Origin of the sequence: Micromonospora sp. NPDC023966 (assembly GCF_040639095.1) — a bacterium.
GTDB lineage: Bacteria > Actinomycetota > Actinomycetes > Mycobacteriales > Micromonosporaceae > Micromonospora.
On sequence record NZ_JBEZZJ010000013.1, the window covers coordinates 108327 to 125390 of the forward strand.

15 protein-coding genes are annotated in these 17064 nt (G+C 72.8%); 6 read left to right on the plus strand and 9 right to left on the minus strand.

Going from position 1 to position 17064, the window contains the following annotated elements:
* Positions 1-63: 63 nt before the first annotated feature.
* The 3 genes from dapF to AB0F68_RS18840 all read right to left on the minus strand — a co-directional run bounded on the left by dapF (position 64) and on the right by AB0F68_RS18840 (position 2650).
* On the minus strand, positions 64-909 hold the full coding sequence (gene dapF / locus AB0F68_RS18830) for a diaminopimelate epimerase (protein ID WP_357339636.1): 846 nt from the start codon (positions 907-909) through the stop codon (positions 64-66).
* A gap of 7 nt (positions 910-916) precedes the next feature.
* Entirely contained in the window at positions 917-1828 is a 912-nt protein-coding gene (gene miaA / locus AB0F68_RS18835) for a tRNA (adenosine(37)-N6)-dimethylallyltransferase MiaA (RefSeq protein WP_357339638.1), read from the minus strand.
* 102 nt (positions 1829-1930) lie between these two features.
* Positions 1931-2650: a class III extradiol dioxygenase subunit B-like domain-containing protein gene (locus tag AB0F68_RS18840; RefSeq protein WP_357339640.1), complete on the minus strand. Its 720-nt coding sequence runs from the start codon at positions 2648-2650 to the stop codon at positions 1931-1933.
* Positions 2651-2853: 203 nt separating this feature from the next.
* Here AB0F68_RS18840 and AB0F68_RS18845 point away from each other — a divergent pair, with 203 nt between their 5' ends.
* Both AB0F68_RS18845 and AB0F68_RS18850 read left to right on the plus strand, forming a co-directional pair.
* Positions 2854-4062 carry a DUF349 domain-containing protein gene (locus AB0F68_RS18845; RefSeq protein WP_357339642.1) on the plus strand — a complete coding sequence of 403 codons (1209 nt, stop codon included), beginning with the start codon at positions 2854-2856 and terminating at the stop codon, positions 4060-4062.
* Between the two features lie 345 nt (positions 4063-4407).
* Complete coding sequence (locus AB0F68_RS18850; RefSeq protein ID WP_357339645.1) at positions 4408-6024, plus strand: cellulase family glycosylhydrolase; 1617 nt, start codon at positions 4408-4410, stop codon at positions 6022-6024.
* A 50-nt stretch (positions 6025-6074) separates the two neighbouring features.
* Here the strand turns inward: AB0F68_RS18850 and miaB are convergent, their stop codons facing one another.
* The 3 genes from miaB to selD all read right to left on the minus strand — a co-directional run bounded on the left by miaB (position 6075) and on the right by selD (position 9410).
* The gene (miaB, locus tag AB0F68_RS18855; protein WP_357339647.1) at positions 6075-7574 is read right to left on the minus strand and encodes a tRNA (N6-isopentenyl adenosine(37)-C2)-methylthiotransferase MiaB; all 1500 of its coding nucleotides are present in this window, start codon (positions 7572-7574) and stop codon (positions 6075-6077) included.
* A 130-nt stretch (positions 7575-7704) separates the two neighbouring features.
* The gene (locus AB0F68_RS18860) at positions 7705-8184 is read right to left on the minus strand and encodes a hypothetical protein (RefSeq protein ID WP_357339649.1); all 480 of its coding nucleotides are present in this window, start codon (positions 8182-8184) and stop codon (positions 7705-7707) included.
* A gap of 236 nt (positions 8185-8420) precedes the next feature.
* A complete protein-coding gene (gene selD, locus AB0F68_RS18865) occupies positions 8421-9410 on the minus strand; it encodes a selenide, water dikinase SelD (RefSeq protein ID WP_357339655.1) in 990 nt (329 codons plus the stop codon).
* A 197-nt stretch (positions 9411-9607) separates the two neighbouring features.
* Here selD and AB0F68_RS18870 point away from each other — a divergent pair, with 197 nt between their 5' ends.
* The 4 genes from AB0F68_RS18870 to AB0F68_RS18885 all read left to right on the plus strand — a co-directional run bounded on the left by AB0F68_RS18870 (position 9608) and on the right by AB0F68_RS18885 (position 12927).
* A complete protein-coding gene (locus AB0F68_RS18870) occupies positions 9608-10363 on the plus strand; it encodes an amino acid ABC transporter ATP-binding protein (RefSeq protein WP_357339657.1) in 756 nt (251 codons plus the stop codon).
* A gap of 56 nt (positions 10364-10419) precedes the next feature.
* Positions 10420-11286 (plus strand): glutamate ABC transporter substrate-binding protein, encoded by an 867-nt coding sequence (locus AB0F68_RS18875; protein ID WP_357339659.1) that lies wholly within the window; start codon positions 10420-10422, stop codon positions 11284-11286.
* 79 nt (positions 11287-11365) lie between these two features.
* Positions 11366-12040: an amino acid ABC transporter permease gene (locus AB0F68_RS18880; protein WP_357339661.1), complete on the plus strand. Its 675-nt coding sequence runs from the start codon at positions 11366-11368 to the stop codon at positions 12038-12040.
* On the plus strand, positions 12040-12927 hold the full coding sequence (locus AB0F68_RS18885) for an amino acid ABC transporter permease (protein ID WP_357339663.1): 888 nt from the start codon (positions 12040-12042) through the stop codon (positions 12925-12927). Before AB0F68_RS18880 ends, AB0F68_RS18885 begins: the two co-directional genes overlap by 1 nt.
* 68 nt (positions 12928-12995) lie before the next feature.
* Here the strand turns inward: AB0F68_RS18885 and rny are convergent, their stop codons facing one another.
* From rny to AB0F68_RS18900, 3 genes are all read right to left on the minus strand, one after another.
* Positions 12996-14762 carry a ribonuclease Y gene (gene rny, locus AB0F68_RS18890; RefSeq protein ID WP_357339670.1) on the minus strand — a complete coding sequence of 589 codons (1767 nt, stop codon included), beginning with the start codon at positions 14760-14762 and terminating at the stop codon, positions 12996-12998.
* An 823-nt stretch (positions 14763-15585) separates the two neighbouring features.
* The gene (locus AB0F68_RS18895; RefSeq protein ID WP_357339685.1) at positions 15586-16290 is read right to left on the minus strand and encodes a 3-keto-5-aminohexanoate cleavage protein; all 705 of its coding nucleotides are present in this window, start codon (positions 16288-16290) and stop codon (positions 15586-15588) included.
* A 73-nt stretch (positions 16291-16363) separates the two neighbouring features.
* Positions 16364-17062, minus strand: a complete 699-nt coding sequence (locus AB0F68_RS18900) for a regulatory protein RecX (RefSeq protein ID WP_357339699.1) — start codon at positions 17060-17062, stop codon at positions 16364-16366.
* Positions 17063-17064: the final 2 nt, after the last annotated feature.

A 17064-nucleotide genomic window follows, 5' to 3' on the forward strand; every position in this document is an offset into this window, starting at 1 on the left:
CCTCGGATGCCGGGTTGAGGCTGGTCGGGCGGTTGGCGATGGAGTGGGCGCGCGCTCGAACGGTCAGGTTGCGAGGGTCGTCGCGGTGATCTCGCCGGTGGCGACCAGGACGGCCGGGCCGGAGAGCCAGCAGGTCTCGTCGGTGACCGTGACGGTGAGGCGGCCGCCGGAAACGTCGACGGTCATCGTGCCGGTCTCCCGGCCGGCGTCGCGCAGCGCCACCGCGGCCACCGCGCAGGCGCCGGTGCCGCAGGAGAGCGTCTCGGCCGAGCCCCGCTCGTAGACCCGCATGAGCACGTGCCCGTCGGTGCCCTCGACCGGCTCGGCCGGGGTGGTGAACTCGACGTTCACCCCCGACGGGAAAACGGACGGGTCGACGTCGGGCGCCCGGCTGAGGTCCAGGCCGCCCAGGTCCAGGCTGGCGGGCAGCGCGCAGACCAGGTGCGGGTTGCCCACGTCCACCGCCGCGCCGGTCAGGGTGAGCCCGCCCACCGTGGCGGTGGCCGTGTCGTAGAGCCGGGGGCGGCGCATCTCGACGGCCACATCGGCCCCCTCGACCCGGGCGCGGACCAGGCCGGCCCGGGTGGCCACCGGCAGCGCCGCGCCGGACGGGGCGGCCAACCCGGTCTCCAGCAGGTAGCGGACGAAGACCCGGGCCCCGTTGCCGCACATCTCGGCCACCGAGCCGTCGGAGTTCCAGTAGTCCATGAACCACTCGGCCTCGCCGGCCAGCGCGACGCCCTCCGGGTGCTTGGCGGCGCGTACCACGCGCAGCACGCCGTCGCCGCCGAGGCCGCGCCGCCGGTCGCAGAGCGCGGCGACCAGGCCGGGCGTCAGGTCGAGCGCCCCGTCCGGGTCGGGCAGGATGACGAAGTCGTTGCCGGTGCCGTGGCCCTTGGTGAACTCCACGCCTCCATCATTCCCGATGCTCGGCGACCACCCGCAGCGCAGTGTCGACAAACCCGGGCGAGGCCGAGTCCAGCCAGTGGATCCGCGGGTCACGGCGGAACCAGGAGCGCTGCCGGCGCACGAACCGCCGGGTGGCCCGGATGGTCTCCTCGTACGCCTCGGTCTCGGTCAACTCCCCGGCCAGGAAGCGCAGCACCTGCTGGTAGCCGAGCGCCCGGCTGGCCGTACGCCCCTCGGGCAGGCCCGCACCGACCAGGGTCCGCGTCTCGGCGACCAGGCCGTCGGCCCACATCCGGTCCACCCGCAGCGCGATCCGCTCGTCGAGCAGCGCGGTGTCCAGGTCGACGCCAAGCTGCACCGACGGGTAGTACGGCGTCGGCTCGGGCAGCGACGCGGTGAACGGCGCGCCGGTCAGCTCGACGACCTCCAGGGCCCGGACGATGCGCCGGCCGTTGCTCGGCAGGATGCCCGCCGCGGCCACCGGGTCGGCCTCGGCGAGCCGGGCGTGCAGCGGGGCCGGGCCGACCGCGGCCAGCTCCGCCTCCAGCCGCTCCCGCACCGCCGGGTCGGTGCCGGGGAACTCGAACTGCTCCAGCACCGCCCGCACGTAGAGCCCGGAGCCGCCGACCAGCAGCGGCACCTTCCCCCGCGCCAGGATGTCGTCGACCGCCGCGCGGGCCAGCTTCTGGTATTCGGCCACGCTGGCCGGCTCGGTCACCGGCCAGATGTCGAGCAGGTGGTGCGGCACGCCCTCCCGCTCGGCCGGGGTCAGCTTGGCGGTGCCGATGTCCATGCCCCGGTAGAGCTGCATCGAGTCGGCGTTGACCACCTCGCCGTCGAGGGCGTGCGCCAGGGCGATGCTCAGCGCCGACTTGCCCGCCGCGGTCGGCCCGACCACGGCCACCACGGTCCGGGTCACTGCGGTTCCCAGTTCGCGACTGCGGGGCTCGCAAGCTCACTCCTCGCGCTCACAGCCACTCTCCGTTCGCGACTGCGGGGCTCGCAAGCTCACTCCTCGCGCTCACACCCGCTCCCAGTTCGCCACGAAGTAGGCAACGCCGTAGGGGGCCTCCTGGTAGCCGAGGTCGCCGCGCCAGTCGCCGCCCGCCCCCCGGACCGCGCCGGCCAGCACCTGCCACGGCGCCCGCCCGGCGACCTTCAGCTCCGCCGACAGCACCGGGTCCAGGCCGAGCAGGGCCTCGACGTCCGCGCCGGCCAGGGCCGCGGCGACCCCCTCGTCGTACGCGGGCGCGCGCGGATCGTCGTAGCCGGGCGCCTTCACCCCCCGGCAGGCCGACCCGTCCCCGAGCACCAGCAGCGCGCTCCGCCCGTCCGGCTCGGCGACCAGGTCGGCGCCGAGGGCGGCGCACTCGGCCGGGGATGCGTCGGCGGCGACCGCCCGGGCCAGCCGGGGCAGCTCGGTGCCGGAGCGGTTCACCAGCCAGGCGCCGATGGTCAGGCTCAGTGGCAGCACCTCGGCCCCGGAGCAGGCCACCTTCCACAAGCGCACCGGCCGGTCGAGTCCGTAGCCACGCAGCGAGCCGGAGTCGGCGGCGCCGAAAGCCCTGCTCTGCGGCCCGGCCCCGAGCAGCAGGATCACCTCCGGGTCGGCGGCGAGCAGCCGGGCCACGGCCGCGTCGGCGGCGGCGCGGAGGTCGTCCAGCTCGGGCGCGGCGGCGCCGGCCAGCTCGGGCACGATCAGGGGCGGGTGGGGGCAGACGGCGGCGGCGACCAGAGGCACCGGTCCAACCTATCCGTATCCCCCGGTGCGTCCCCGCGCCGATCCGGTCATCGAGGCGCTACGACACCGTATGGTCACGGTCGACGACAGGCGCTCGACACGGACCGGGTCGGACCTGTGACAATGCCGGGAGAAACTTTGCTGCGCCGTGGCGGCGATCGCGGGAGGTGTCCCGTCGACGCCGGGAGAACGAGGATGGGCACATGAGCGACTGGACTGCCTTCGGACGGGTGGACGAGGACGGCACCGTCTACGTCAAGACCGCCGAGGGTGAGCGGGTGGTCGGATCCTGGCAGGCAGGGGCACCGGAGGAAGGGCTCGCACACTTCGCCCGGCGCTTCGCCGACCTGGTGACGGAGGTGGACCTGACCGAGGCCCGGCTCAACTCGGGCGCGGCGGACGCCGGCCACTCGCTGACCACGATCCGCCGGATCCGCGCCTCCCTGCCCGAGGCGCACGTCGTCGGGGACATCGACGCCCTGGCCGCCCGCCTGGACAAACTGGCCGCGGTGGCCGAGGAGAAGGCCGGCGAGGCGCGGGCCGCCCGGGACGCCGCCCGCGGTGAGGCGCTCGCCCGCAAGACCGCCCTGGTCGAGGAGGCGGAGAAGCTGGCCGCCGAGTCGACCGGCTGGAAGACCGCCGGCGACCGGCTCAAGGAGATCCTCGACGAGTGGAAGACCATTCGCGGGGTCGACAAGAAGGCCGACGGTGAGCTGTGGAAGCGGTTCGCGGCCGCGCGCGACGGCTTCACCCGCCGCCGGGGCGCTCACTTCGCCTCCCTGGATCAGCAGCGCAAGCAGGCGCAGGGGATCAAGGAGGAGCTGGTCGCCGAGGCCGAGAAGCTCAAGGAGTCGACCGACTGGGGCGTCACCGCCAACCAGCTCAAGGACCTGATGGCCCAGTGGAAGGCCGCGCCGCGCGCCTCCAAGGAGGCCGAGCAGAAGCTCTGGGAACGGTTCCGGGCGGCGCAGGACGACTTCTTCACCCGGCGCAGCGAGGTCTTCTCGGCGCGTGACAACGAGCAGCGCGCCAACCTGGAGCGCAAGCAGGCGCTGCTCGCCGAGGCGGAGGCGCTCGACGTCGACGGCGACCCGAAGGGCGCCCAGGCGAAGCTGCGGGAGATCCAGGCGCAGTGGCACGAGGCCGGCCGGGTGCCCCGTGAGGCCGCCGCCGGGCTGGAGCGCCGGCTGCGCGCCGTGGACGACAAGGTCCGTGAGGTCATGGACTCGGCGTGGCGGCGTACCTCCAAGGAGGACAACCCGCTGCTGGCCCAGATGCGTGCCCAGGTCGCCGAGGCCGAGGACCGGCTCGCCCGGGCGCAGACGGCCGGCGACGCCCGCCGGATCAAGGAGGCCGAGCAGGCGCTCGCCTCGAAGCGGCAGTTCCTCCAGCTGGCCGAGCAGGCCGGCTGACTCGAGCTTCACCGGGAGCCCCCGGTCCCGCCTCGGGACCGGGGGCTCCTCCGTGTCCGCCGCCGGGCACGGGAAAGCGCCTTCTCGGCGCGCCCTCGGGTCGACCGGTTGACGCATGGAGGCGGGCTGATCAAAATGGGCGGCAGAGCCAGGTTCCGCACCGGCGCGAGGGCACGACGGCACGACCCGCCGTCGGGATTCGCCGGTGCCTTTCTCCGCGAGTGGCCGTCCACACGACACGGCCCGGCGCGCGCTGTCCGCGTACTCGATGACGAGCGGGCCGTCTCCCTTGGTCTTTCCGCCCGCGGCGCTCGCTCGGCGCGGGCATCCGAAGTGGAGCTCGCCATGCACCGACCCACCGCCCTCGGCGGCGCCCTCGCGGCGCTCGCCACCGCCGCGGCCGGCGTCCTCGTCGCCGCCGCCGTCAGCACCACCCCGGCCGCCGCCGCCACCGGCGGCACCGGCACCGGCTACCTGCACACCAGCGGCAACAAGATCGTCGACAGCACGGGGGCCACGGTCCGGCTCACCGGCATCAACTGGTTCGGCATGGAGACCGACAACAAGACCTTCCACGGTCTGTGGTCGAGCAACCCGTGGCGCGGCCAGCTCGACACCATGGCCCGGCTGGGCTACAACACGCTGCGCATCCCCTACTCGAACGACGCGCTGAAGCCGGGCGCGACGGCCACCGGCATCAACGACTTCGTCAACCCGGACCTGGTCGGGCTCTCCCCGTTGCAGATCCTCGACAAGGTCATCGACTACGCCGGCAGCAAGGGGATGCGGGTGATCCTCGACCGGCACCGCCCCACCTCGGCCGGTCAGTCGCCGCTCTGGTACACCTCGACGGTCTCGGAGGCGACGTGGATCGCCGACTGGAAGATGCTCGCCCAGCGGTACGCGAACAACCCCACGGTGATCGGGGCGGACCTGCACAACGAGCCGCACGCCGAGGGCACCAACCCGGCGGCCACCGGCGCCTGCTGGGGCTGCGGCGACACCGCCCGGGACTGGCGGCTGGCCGCCGAGCGGGCCGGCAACGCCATCCTCGGGGTGCAGCCGAACTGGCTGATCTTCGTGGAGGGGGTCAGCTGCCCGAGCGGCGGCCTGTCGAACGTCTGGGACAACGACACCAGCAACGACGAGGACTGCGGCTGGTGGGGCGGCAACCTGTCGAAGGCCGGGCAGTTCCCGGTCCGGCTGAACGTGGCCAACCGGCTGGTCTACTCCCCGCACGAGTACGCCACCTCGGTCTACCACCAGACCTGGTTCGACGACCCGAGCTACCCGGCGAACATGCCGGCCATCTGGGACAAGTACTGGGGCTACCTCTACAAGCAGAACCTCGCGCCGATCATGATGGGCGAGTTCGGCAGCACTCTTCAGGACCCGAAGGACAAGGTCTGGCTGCAGAACCTGATGGCCTACACGGGGACCGGGGTGACCGGGATGTCCTTCACCTACTGGTCGTGGAACCCGAACTCGGGTGACACCGGCGGCATCGCCAACGACGACTGGACCACCATCAACCAGGCCAAGCAGGACATCCTCCAGCCCTACCTGATCCCGCCGGTGGGTGGGGGCGGCACCAGCAGCCCGTCGCCGACCGGCACCCCGAACACGTCGCCCGCGCCCACCACGCCGGCCCCGACCGGCGGCTGCACCGCGACCTACAAGCAGACCAACGCCTGGCAGGGCGGTTTCCAGGGCGAGCTGACGGTGAAGAACAGCGGCACCGGCACGGTGAACCCGTGGTCGGTTACCTGGACCTGGCCGTCCGGGGTCACCCTGGGCAGCGGCTGGAACGCGACCGTCACCCAGTCCGGCGGCACGGTCACCGCGGCCGCGCCGACCTGGGCGCCGTCGCTCGCACCGGGCGCCTCGGTGACCATCGGCTTCACCGCGAACGGCGCCGCCTCCGCGCCCGCGTCGGTGAAGCTCAACGGCACCGCCTGCTGACCCGCGACGGCCGGGGCCTCCGCGTGGAGGCCCCGGCCGTCGGCGGTCGGTCAGTGCGCGGCGCAGCCGCCGGTGGGCGCGGGCACCGCGGCCGGCGCGCCGATCGTCGGCAGCCCGAGCAGGACCCCCGGGGTACGCGGGGCGCGCCCCGCCTCGGCCGCGTCGCCGGCCCGGGTACGCCGGTGCGACAGCGGCTCCCCGTCGGCGTTGAGGTGGTGCGGGGCGGCGTAGGTGACCGTGGTGTGCACGATGTCGCCGGGGCGGACCTGCCCGGCGAGCGAGCCGGCGTCGAAGTGCACGAGGCGGCCGTCCCGGGCCCGGCCGGACAGCCGGCCGGTGCGCTCGTCCTTGCGCCCCTCGCCGACCGCGACCAGCACCTCGACGGTCTCCCCGACCAGCTTCCGGTTCTCCGCCCAGGTGATCTCCTCCACGCAGGCGATCAGCCGCTCGTACCGCTCCTGCACGACCTGCTTGGGCAGCTGGCCGTCCATGGTCGCGGCCGGGGTGCCGGGGCGCTTGGAGTACTGGAAGGTGAACGCCGACGAGAAGCGGGCCGCGCGGACCACGTCGAGGGTGCGCTCGAAGTCGGCGTCGGTCTCACCGGGGAAGCCGACGATGATGTCGGTGGTGATCGCCGCGTCCGGCATCGCGGCCCGGACCTTCTCGATGATCCCCAGGTACTTCTCGGAGCGGTACGAGCGGCGCATGGCCCGCAGCACGTCGTCGGAGCCGGACTGGAGCGGCATGTGCAGCGAGTGGCAGACGTTGGGCGTCTCGGCCATCGCGGCGATCACGTCGTCGGTGAAGTCCTTCGGGTGCGGGCTGGTGAACCGGACCCGCTCCAGACCCTCGACGTCGCCGCAGGCGCGCAGCAGCTTGCCGAAGGCGTACCGGTCGCCGAACTCGACGCCGTAGGAGTTGACGTTCTGCCCGAGCAGGGTCACCTCCAGCACGCCCTCGTCGACCAGGGCGCGCACCTCGGAGAGGATGTCGCCGGGGCGGCGGTCCTTCTCCTTGCCGCGCAGCGACGGCACGATGCAGAACGTGCAGGTGTTGTTGCAGCCCACCGAGATCGACACCCAGCCGGCGTACGTCGACTCGCGCCGGGTCGGCAGCGTGGACGGGAAGACGTCGAGGGATTCGAGGATCTCCACCTCGGCGGCGGTGTTGTGCCGGGCCCGCTCCAGCAGCACCGGCAGCGAGCCGATGTTGTGCGTGCCGAAGACGACATCCACCCAGGGCGCCTTGCGGACGATCTCGCCGCGGTCCTTCTGGGCCAGGCAGCCGCCCACGGCGATCTGCATCCCGGGGTGCTTGTCCTTCACGGGGCGCAGGTGACCCAGGTTGCCGTAGAGCCGGTTGTCGGCGTTCTCCCGGACGGCGCAGGTGTTGAACACCACCACGTCGGGCTGCTCGTCGGCCTCGGCGGCGCGCACGTAACCGGCCTGTTCGAGCAGGCCGGAAATGCGCTCGGAGTCGTGCACGTTCATCTGGCAGCCGTACGTGCGCACCTGGTAGGTGCGCGGGCTGCCCGCGGCTGCGGTAGTCATGACCCGGACAGCGTATCCGGCCACCGCCATGCTCCTGAACCAGCTGGTGGTCCCCGGCAGCAGTCGGCGGCCCGGGCCTGAGCCCGGGGCCGGCCCGGGCCTGAGCCCGGGGCCGGCCCCTCGCCGCCGGTCAGGCGGCGGCGAGGGCCGGGGCGACCGAGTCGGGCGCCCACCGGGAGCGGTGACACTGCGACCAGCCCCGGCAGCGGGGGTCCGCCACGGTGCAGAGCCGCTGGTCGCTGAGGACCTCGCCGTCGTCGGTCTCGACCACGTCGAAGTGCACCGGCCGGATCGTGCCGTCCGGGGCGACCAGCAGGTGCCGCCCGGCGTCGAGGGTGTCGTCGCGCATCAGGCAGTTGCGGTCCAGCAGCCGGGCCAGCGCCGCGATGCTGGGCAGCTCGGGCAGGCGCTCGGGCACGCCGTAACAGTCGACCATGGTGCCGTACACGCCGGGCGCCTCCCACACGTCGCAGACCACCGCGTACGCGGGAAGTCGGACCGGGTCGGCGACGGCGAGGGGCATCACCACCCGGCCGAGCGCCTCGGCCAGCGCCGGGTAGACCTCCACCGGCGCCGCGCCGTCGATTCTCCAGTTCCACAGCTCGGTCATGCCGCCTCCTCGCTGCGCTCGTCCCACCGGCCTCCGGATCGGGCCTTACTGACGATGGTGGGGTGCATATGACCTCAGCCAGGTGCAAGTTACCGGTCTGTGACCATTCCGGGCAGAATTTCCTCGGGCGACGTTGCCCAGAGTAGCGGGAAGATGACAGTTTATCGGGTATCGTGCCGCCTTCGCGGCAGTAATCACCGGGGATCGCGCGCGGCGCGGGAACCCGACACCGCTCGTCAGCGGACCCGGATCAGGTGCTCGCTCGCCGGCAGCAGCTCACCGACCACCGTGCCGCCCGGGACCTCGCCCGCGACCAGCAGCCCGCCCGAGGTCTGCGCGTCGGCCAGCAGCAGCCGCTCCCCCTCGTCCACCCCGCCGAAGTCCGTCCACGGGGTCACCCAGTCGAGGTTGCGCCGGGTGCCGCCACTCACGTACCCGTCGCGCAGCGCCTCCCGGGCGCCGGGCAGGTAGGGCACCGCGGCCGCGTCGATCGCCACGGTGAGGCGGCTGGCCCGGGCCAGCTTCGAGGCGTGCCCGAGCAGCCCGAACCCGGTGATGTCGGTGCCGCAGCGGATCCCGGCCGCGACGGCCGCCCGTGCCGCGTCCCGGTTGAGCCGGGCCATCGAGGCGACCGCCTCCGGAAACCGCTCGCCGGTCCGCTTGTGCCGGGTGTTCAGCACGCCGACGCCGAGCGGCTTGGTCAGCGACAGCGGCAGGCCGGCCCGGCCGGCGTCCAGGGTGATCAGCTCCTCGGGCCGGACCACCCCGGTGACCGCCAGGCCGTACTTCGGGCCGTCGTCGTCCACGCTGTGCCCGCCGGCCAGGTGGCAGCCGGCCTCCCGGGCCACGTCCTGACCGCCGCGCAGCACCTCCCGGGCCAGCTCCAGCGGCAGCACCTCGCGGGGCCAGCAGAGCAGGTTGAGCGCCACGAGCGGGGTGCCGCCCATGGCGTACACGTCGGAGAGCGCGTTGGCGGCGGCGATCCGCCCCCAGTCGTACGCGTCGTCGACCACCGGGGTGAAGAAGTCGGCGGTGCTGACCAGGCCGGTGCGCTCGTCGAGCCGGACCACCGCGGCGTCGTCGCCGTGCTCCAGACCGACCAGCAGTTCGGCGGCGCCGGTGGCCGGCGCGAGCCCGGCGACCATCGTCTCCAGCTCGCCCGGCGGGATCTTGCAGGCGCAGCCGCCACCGCGGGCGTAATCGGTCAGCCGGAGCCGGTCAGTCATCCCCACATGATCTCCGTGAACCGCGGTGGCCGCCACCCGTACGCCCCGTTCCGTGACGGAATTCGGACTCACGGGTACGGCCGTGACCGGTGTTACCGCTCCGTGACCATTCGAGTTGCGTTCCGCCACTTCACCCCGCCTACAGTGGCCCAACCGGGGGTCTCGCGACCCCGCTTTCCGTATGGACGACAGGGACGGTGAACGACGTGACGACGGGCGAACCGCTGATCGTGCTCGACGGGGTGAACAAGTGGTTCGGCCCGCTGCACGTGCTGGACGACGTCTCGCTCTCCGTCGGCCGGGGCGAGGTGGTCGTGGTGATCGGCCCGTCCGGCTCCGGCAAGTCGACGCTCTGCCGGACGATCAACCGGCTGGAGCCGATCAACTCGGGCACCATCACCTTCGACGGCACCCCGCTGCCGGCCGAGGGGAAGGCGCTGGCCAAGCTGCGCAGCGAGGTCGGCATGGTGTTCCAGTCGTTCAACCTCTTCGCGCACAAGACCATCCTGGAGAACGTCACGCTGGGCCCGGTCAAGGTACGCCGGGAGAAGCCGGCCGCCGCCCGCGAGCGCGGCCTGGCCCTGCTCGACCGGGTCGGCATCGCCAACCAGGCGGACAAGTACCCGGCGCAGCTCTCCGGCGGCCAGCAGCAGCGGGCCGCGATCGCCCGCGCGCTGGCCATGCAGCCCAAGGCGATGCTCTTCGACGAGCCGACCAGCGCGCTCGACCCGGAGATGGTCGGCGAGGTGCTGGAGGTGATGACCTCGCTGGCCCGCGACGGCATGACCATGGTCGTGGTCACCCACGAGATGGGCTTTGCCCGGCACGCGGCCAACCGGGTGATCTTCATGGCCGACGGCAGGCTCGTCGAGGACGCGCCGCCGGCGGAGTTCTTCGCCAACCCGCGCAGTGAGCGGGCCAAGGACTTCCTCTCCAAGATCCTCACGCACTGAGCGTCCGTAGTGGAGCGCGCCGTCCCCCGGCGGCTCTTTCGAAGAAGGAGAAGAGTATGCGTATGAAGCGCGTGGCGGCGGTCGCCGCGGCGGCGACCTTGGCGCTCGGCATGAGCGCCTGCGGCGGCGACGGGGACGGCGGCTCCGGCAGCGGCGGGGCCAAGGGCATCATCGGCAAGGCGCAGAGCCAGAAGAAGCTGGTCATCGGCGTGAAGGCCGACCAGCCGGGCCTGGGCATCCAGACCGGCAGCCAGTACGAGGGCTTCGACATCGAGATCGCCAAGATCGTGGCCAAGGGCCTCGGCGTGGACGCGAACAACATCGAGTGGAAGACCACCGTCTCGGCCAACCGCGAGCCCTTCATCCAGCAGGGCACCGTCGACCTGGTGGTGGCCACCTACACCATCAACGACGAGCGCAAGCAGAAGGTCAACTTCGCCGGCCCGTACTTCATCGCCGGCCAGGACCTGCTGGTCAAGGCGGACTCCACCATCACCGGGCCCGAGGGGCTGGACGGCAAGAAGGTCTGCTCGGCGCAGGGCTCCACCCCGGCCAAGCGGATCCAGACCGACTACCCGAAGGCCAAGCTCCAGCAGTTCGACGCGTACTCGAAGTGCATCACCGCTCTTGAGGGCGGCCAGGTCGACGCGGTGACGACCGACGACATCATCCTCGCCGGCTACGCCGCGCAGTCCCAGTACGCCGGCAAGTTCAAGGTGGTCGGCAAGACCTTCTCCACCGAGCCCTACGGCATCGGCCTGAAGAAGGACGACAAGGACGGCTGCGAGAAGGTCAACGAGATCCTCAAGGCCGCCGCCTCGGACGGCTCCTACAAGGCCGCCTGGGACGCCACCCTGGGCAAGAGCGGCAAGGCCGCGCCCGAGCTGGACACCACCAAGCTGACCAACTGCGGCAGCGTCTGACCGGTTCCGGGGCCGGCATCCGTGAGGGTGCCGGCCCCGGCCTGTCGCGACGCCGACGACGTGCCCCGGGAGTCGACGCATGCACGTATTCGCTGATCCGACCAACCTCGACGCCTACCTGTCGGGCTTTCTCTGGATCCTCAAGCTGACCGGCGCGTCGGCGGTCCTCGCGCTGGTGCTCGGCGTGCTCCTCGCCGCGTTCCGGGTCTCCCCGGTGCCGGTGCTGCGGGGCTTCGGCGCGGCCTGGGTCAACATCTTCCGCAACACGCCGCTGACGCTGATCATCTTCTTCTGCTACTTCGGCCTGTATTCGACCCTCGGACTGACCCTCTCCGAGGACCTCGACCTCAACAACTTCTGGCTCGGGGTGGTCGGCCTGTCGGTCTACACCGCCGCGTTCGTCTGCGAGTCGGTCCGCTCCGGCATCAACACCGTGCCGGCCGGTCAGGCGGAGGCAGCCCGGGCCATCGGGCTGACCTTCTTCCAGACCCTCCGGATCGTGATCCTGCCGCAGGCCGGGCGGGCCGTGGTGGCCCCGCTGGGCAGCGTGCTCATCGCGCTGTGCAAGAACGCCACGATCGTCGGCACCATCGGTCTGATCGAGGCGTCCAGCGTGATGAAGCAGTTGATCAACGACAACGGCGACGCGGTGATCCCGATCTTCCTGGTCTTCGCCGGCACCTTCGCCGCGATCCTCGTCCCGACCGGCTACTTCTTCGGCTGGCTGGCCAACCGACTGGCGGTGAAGCGCTGATGAGCACCACCACCGTTCTCTACGACCACCCGGGGCCGCGGGCGCGCGTGCGCAACGCGGTGCTCAGCGTGGTCTTCGGCGTCGGCCTGGCCGCGCTGCTCTGGTGGGTCTACGCCAAGTTCGACCAGGCCGGGCAGTGGGAGGGCAGCCTCTGGAAGCCGTTCGCCGAGGCGCCGACCTGGACCCAGTTCATCGTGCCCGGCCTGCGGCAGACCCTGCTCGCCGCCGCCACCGGCATGGTGCTGTCGCTGGCGTTCGGCATCCTGTTCGCGGTCGGCCGGCTCTCCGACCACCGGTGGGTCCGGGTCCCGGCCGGCGTGGTGGTGGAGTTCTTCCGCGCCGTCCCGCTGCTCCTCATGATCTTCTTCATCTTCTACGGCGTGCCGTTCCTGATCCAGGCGCCGGTGCCGGCGTTCTGGTCAGTGGTCGTCGGCCTGACCCTCTACAACGGGTCGGTCCTGGCCGAGGCGTTCCGGGCCGGCATCCGCTCGATCCCGTTCGGGCAGTCCGAGGCCGCATACGCCGTGGGCATGCGGAAGAACCAGGTGATGCAGCTGATCCTGGTGCCGCAGGCCGCCCGGGCCATGCTGCCGGTGATCGTCAGCCAGCTCGTCGTGCTGCTCAAGGACACCGCGCTCGGCTACATCGTGGCCTTCCCCGAGCTGCTCCAACGTGGCGTCAACGACCTCGCGGCCAACCGGGGCAACGTGGTCGCCGCCGCCATCGTGGTGGGCGCCATCTACATCGTGATCAACTCGCTGCTCACCACGCTGGCGAACTGGCTGGACCGGCGCACCCGGCGGCAGGGCTTCCGGATCCCGAAGCAGGCCGCGACGCCGGACTCGAACCCGGCCGGCGGCGCCACGGTGGCCGAGCCGCAGGGCTGACCGCCCGCCCGTCGCGAAGGGCCGGCCCGGTCATCCGGGCCGGCCCTTCGTCGCTCTCGCCGTCGTCGTCAGCGGGCGATCTCGGTGACCCGGGACTCGCGGACCACGGTCACCCGGATCTGACCGGGGTAGGTCAGCTCCTCCTCGATCTGCTTGGCCACGTCCCGGGCCAGGACCGCCGCGCCGATGTCGTCCACGTCCTCCGGCTTGACCATCACCCGGATCTCCCGGCCCGCCTGCATGGCGAAGACCTTGTCGACGCCGAGCTTGCCGGCCGCGATCTCCTCGATCCGCTCCAGCCGCTTGACGTACGCCTCGAGGCTCTCCCGCCGCGCGCCCGGCCGGCCGCCCGAGCAGGCGTCCGACGCCTGCGTGAGCACCGCCTCGATGGTCTGCGGCGGCACCTCGTTGTGGTGCGCCTCGATGGCGTGCACCACGTCCTCGCTCTCCCCGTACTTGCGGGCCAGGTCGGCGCCGATGATGGCGTGGCTGCCCTCCACCTCGTGGGTGAGCGCCTTGCCGATGTCGTGCAGGAACGCGCACCGCTTGATGGTCGGCACGTCCAGCCGCAGCTCGGCGGCCATGATGCCGGCGATGTGCGCGGTCTCGACCAGGTGCTTGAGCACGTTCTGCCCGTACGACGTCCGGTAGCGCAGCCGGCCGAGCAGGGTGACCAGCTCCGGGTGGATCTCGGTGATGCCGACCTCGACCAGGGCGTCCTCGGCGGCCCGGTGGCAGAGCTCCTCCACCTCGTGCCGGGCCAGGTCGTAGACCTCCTCGATCCGGTGCGGGTGGATCCGGCCGTCCAGCACCAGCTTCTCGAGCGTGAGCCGGCCGACCTCCCGGCGCACCGGGTCGAAGCAGGAGAGCAGGACCGCCTCGGGGGTGTCGTCGATGATCAGATTGACCCCGGTGACCGACTCGAAGGCGCGGATGTTGCGGCCCTCCCGGCCGATGATCCGCCCCTTCATCTCGTCCCCGGGCAGGTGCAGGACGCTGACCACGCTCTCCGCGGTCTGCTCGCTGGCCACCCGCTGGATGGCGTCGACCACGATGTGCCGCGCCCGCTGCTCAGCGGTGCCGCGCGCGTCGGCCTCGATCTCCCGGACCAGCAGCGCGGCCTCCCGCTTGGCCTGCCCCTCGATCGACTCGACCAGCTCGGCCCGGGCCGTGTCGGCGGTCAGTCCGGCGACCCGCTCCAGCTCGCGGCGGCGCTGCTCCTCCGCCTCGGCGAGCGCCTGCTCCCGCTCCACCAGGCCGGCCTCCCGGGCGGCGAGCGCGGCGCTGGCGGCGGTGAGCTGCCGCTCCCGCTCGGCGAGCCGCTCCACCTCCTCGGTGTGCAGCCGCTCCCGCTCATCCATCCGGGCCGCCCGCCGCTCGACCTCCGCGGCCTGCTCCCGGGTGGTCGCGGCGAGCACCGCCACCTCCCGCTCGCCGCTGCGCCGGGCCGTGGCGCGAAGCTGCTCGGCGTCGGCCTCGGCCTGCTTGTGCGCCCGCTCCAGCACCGTGTCGGCCTCGGCCCGGGCGTCGTCGAGCACCCGCCGGGCCTCGGCCCGGGCCGCCTTCGCCTCGGCCTTGGCGGCGGCCGCCTCGGTCCGGGCCGCGGCGGCGGCGGACTTCGCCACGTCGATCGTGCTGTTCGCCTCGTCGGCGGCGTTGCGCAGGGCCGCCAGGGACTGCTCCTGCCGGTCCTTCTCGGCGATGAAGGCCGGATCCTCGGGGGCGGGCGCGAGACTGAGCCGGCGCACGGTACGCACGCCGAACAGGACGGCACCGACCACCACCACGACGAGCAGCAGGACCACCGCGAGGATGACGACGTCGAAGGCGCTCATCCGGCCGCTCCGAGCCGGGGCGCGCCCACTCCGGCCTGGCCCGGGCAGCCGCCCGGCGAAGAGCGGTCGGCAGCACGTGGAAGACCGCCGGTGATCCTTTGCCGCCCCGCCATGGCCGCCTCCCCTGAACGTCGGCGCCGCAGGCGGCGTGCGGGTGAGCACGTACCTGCGACTCTGGACGCCCGACCGGAGCGGCTGGCTGTGGGTAGCTTTCCGTCGGCGGTGCCCACGTCGGGGCATCGCCGGCGGCCGGTTGCAGTTGTCGGGTCGGCTCCGGACCGGCCGTCCGGAGCTTGCCGTCAAAGGCCGGTGAAGCTGGCCAAAGTGATGCTGTTCTGTTACGAGATCTATGTTGTGCGCTTAGCCTGCGCTGGTCGGGCAAAGTGAGCCTGTATGGCGAGGCTAGGTCGCCAGGGGCCGTTCGGTCAAGAACTCATGATCAAACCACCCGGACGGAGAGAAGTTGGAGGATCACGCAGCGCTGTCCAGATGCCGGACACGGGCGGACAAATTTCACCCGTCAGGGCCGCCTCCGTCACCTTCCCGACCTGCTCAGAGCCACGACGCGACCGTCACCGGGGCCGCTGCGGGGCGTGCCGTCACCGCCGCCGGCGGGCCGACAACTTTCACAAGGGTGACTCGCGTTGCACCCCGCCGATCGCTCGCCCGGTTCTCTCCTGCCGGCTACGAACGTGATGACGTGAACGACTCACCGCGCGCCGGCGCGCTCCGCTCGGCCGTGCGTGACGGATCTTGGAGAGTTGCTGTTCGTCACGAACAGCAACTCTCCAAGATCTCGAAGCGGCGAGGGGCAGGCGGAGGTTCAGTGGGCGCCGAGGGTGCGGGCCGCCCGCACCAGAGCCACGTTGTCCGGTGCGGCGTTGCCGTCCGGCAGCACCAGGGTGTCCTCCAGGCCGATCCGGGTGTGCAGGCCACGGCGTACCGCCTCGGCGAGCACCGGCCAGGTCGCCGGGCCCTCGCCGTGCAGCAGCACCGGCGGGCGGGCGGCGGGGAGCGCCGCGAGGATGGCGGCGGCGTCGGCGACGGCCACGTCGACCTGTTCGGCCAGGCACTCGACGAGAACCCGCCCGGTCGGCGCCGGCCAGCGGCGCCAGGCGTCGACCGCCGCCACGGTCCAGAGGCCCGCCTCGACCAGGACGCCCCGCTCGTGCAGGGCGGCCGCCACGGCGGCCGCGCCGGGTTCGTGGGCGTTGACCGAGGCGAAGTCGGGCAGCACCGTCCAGGCGCGTACGGCGGCGACCCGGTCGGCGGGCTCGGGGGCGATCCAGGCGCCGGTGCTCACCCCGACGGGCAGGCCCGGCCGGGCGGCCCGGATCGCGGTGACCGCCGCAGCGATCACGGCCGGGTCGAGTGACTCGGCGCCGGCGGCGTCGCGCGGGTGCACGTGCACCGCCGCCACCCCGGCCGCCGCACACCGGACCGCCTCGGCCGCCAACTGCTCCGGCGTCACCGGCACCGCCGGATGCTCCTCCCGCCGCCGCCCGCCGTTCAGGCACGCCTTCAACACCGCACACCTCCCCAGGAATCGATCATGACCAGGCAGCCCGGCGCGCACCTCATGATCGCGAGACCGGCCGGGGTCAGTCGAGGGGACGGGCGGCGGGGTCGAGGTCGTTCTCGGCGTCGGCCAGAGCGTCGGCGTCGATGTGCTCGGCGAACTCGGCCGCCTCGGCGCTCTGCGCGGCCAGCGCGTCCTTGACGGCGCGGATGGCCACGCCGGCCGGGTAGCCCTTGCGGGCCAGCATGCCGACCAGGCGACGGAACACCGCGTCGGGCTCGCCCCGGGACGAGCGCAGCTTCCGCTCCACCAGGGCCCGGGCGGTCTCCGCCTCGGTCTCCTCGTCGAGCTCGTCGAGGGCCTCGCTGGCCACCTCGCCGTCGACGCCGCGCTGGCGCAGCTCGTTGGCGAGCGCCCGGCGGGCCAGCCCGCGGCCGGTGTGCCGGCTGCTCACCCAGGCCCGGGCGAAGGCGGCGTCGTCCACGAGGCCGACCTCGTCGTAGCGGTCGAGGACCTGCTCGGCAACCTCCTCGGAGACGCCTCGCTTCGCCAGGGCGCCGGCCAGCTCGGCCCGGGTACGCGGCCGGACCGCGAGCTGCCGCAGGCAGATCTCCCGCGCCAGTTCGGCCTCGTCGCGAGGCGGCGCGGGAGGCGCCTCGGCATCGGGCTCCTCGGCCCGGCCCCGGCGACCGCGGCGCGGCCGGGGTGGAGTGGTGGCGTCACCCGTGCGGGGCGGGCTGGCATCCCAGCCCCGCCCCGTACGAGCGCGTCGTCCTGCCACGG

Bases quoted from the DNA above. Each gene is read 5' to 3' on its own strand.
- selD (WP_357339655.1), bottom strand. From the start codon at position 9,410: ATGACTGACCGGCTCCGGCTGACCGATTACGCCCGCGGTGGCGGCTGC.
- AB0F68_RS18845 (WP_357339642.1), top strand. From the start codon at position 2,854: ATGAGCGACTGGACTGCCTTCGGACGGGTGGACGAGGACGGCACCGTC.
- AB0F68_RS18860 (WP_357339649.1), bottom strand. From the start codon at position 8,184: ATGACCGAGCTGTGGAACTGGAGAATCGACGGCGCGGCGCCGGTGGAG.
- AB0F68_RS18850 (WP_357339645.1), top strand. From the start codon at position 4,408: ATGCACCGACCCACCGCCCTCGGCGGCGCCCTCGCGGCGCTCGCCACC.
- AB0F68_RS18885 (WP_357339663.1), top strand. From the start codon at position 12,040: ATGAGCACCACCACCGTTCTCTACGACCACCCGGGGCCGCGGGCGCGC.
- miaB (WP_357339647.1), bottom strand. From the start codon at position 7,574: ATGACTACCGCAGCCGCGGGCAGCCCGCGCACCTACCAGGTGCGCACG.
- AB0F68_RS18880 (WP_357339661.1), top strand. From the start codon at position 11,366: ATGCACGTATTCGCTGATCCGACCAACCTCGACGCCTACCTGTCGGGC.
- AB0F68_RS18875 (WP_357339659.1), top strand. From the start codon at position 10,420: ATGCGTATGAAGCGCGTGGCGGCGGTCGCCGCGGCGGCGACCTTGGCG.
- rny (WP_357339670.1), bottom strand. From the start codon at position 14,762: ATGAGCGCCTTCGACGTCGTCATCCTCGCGGTGGTCCTGCTGCTCGTC.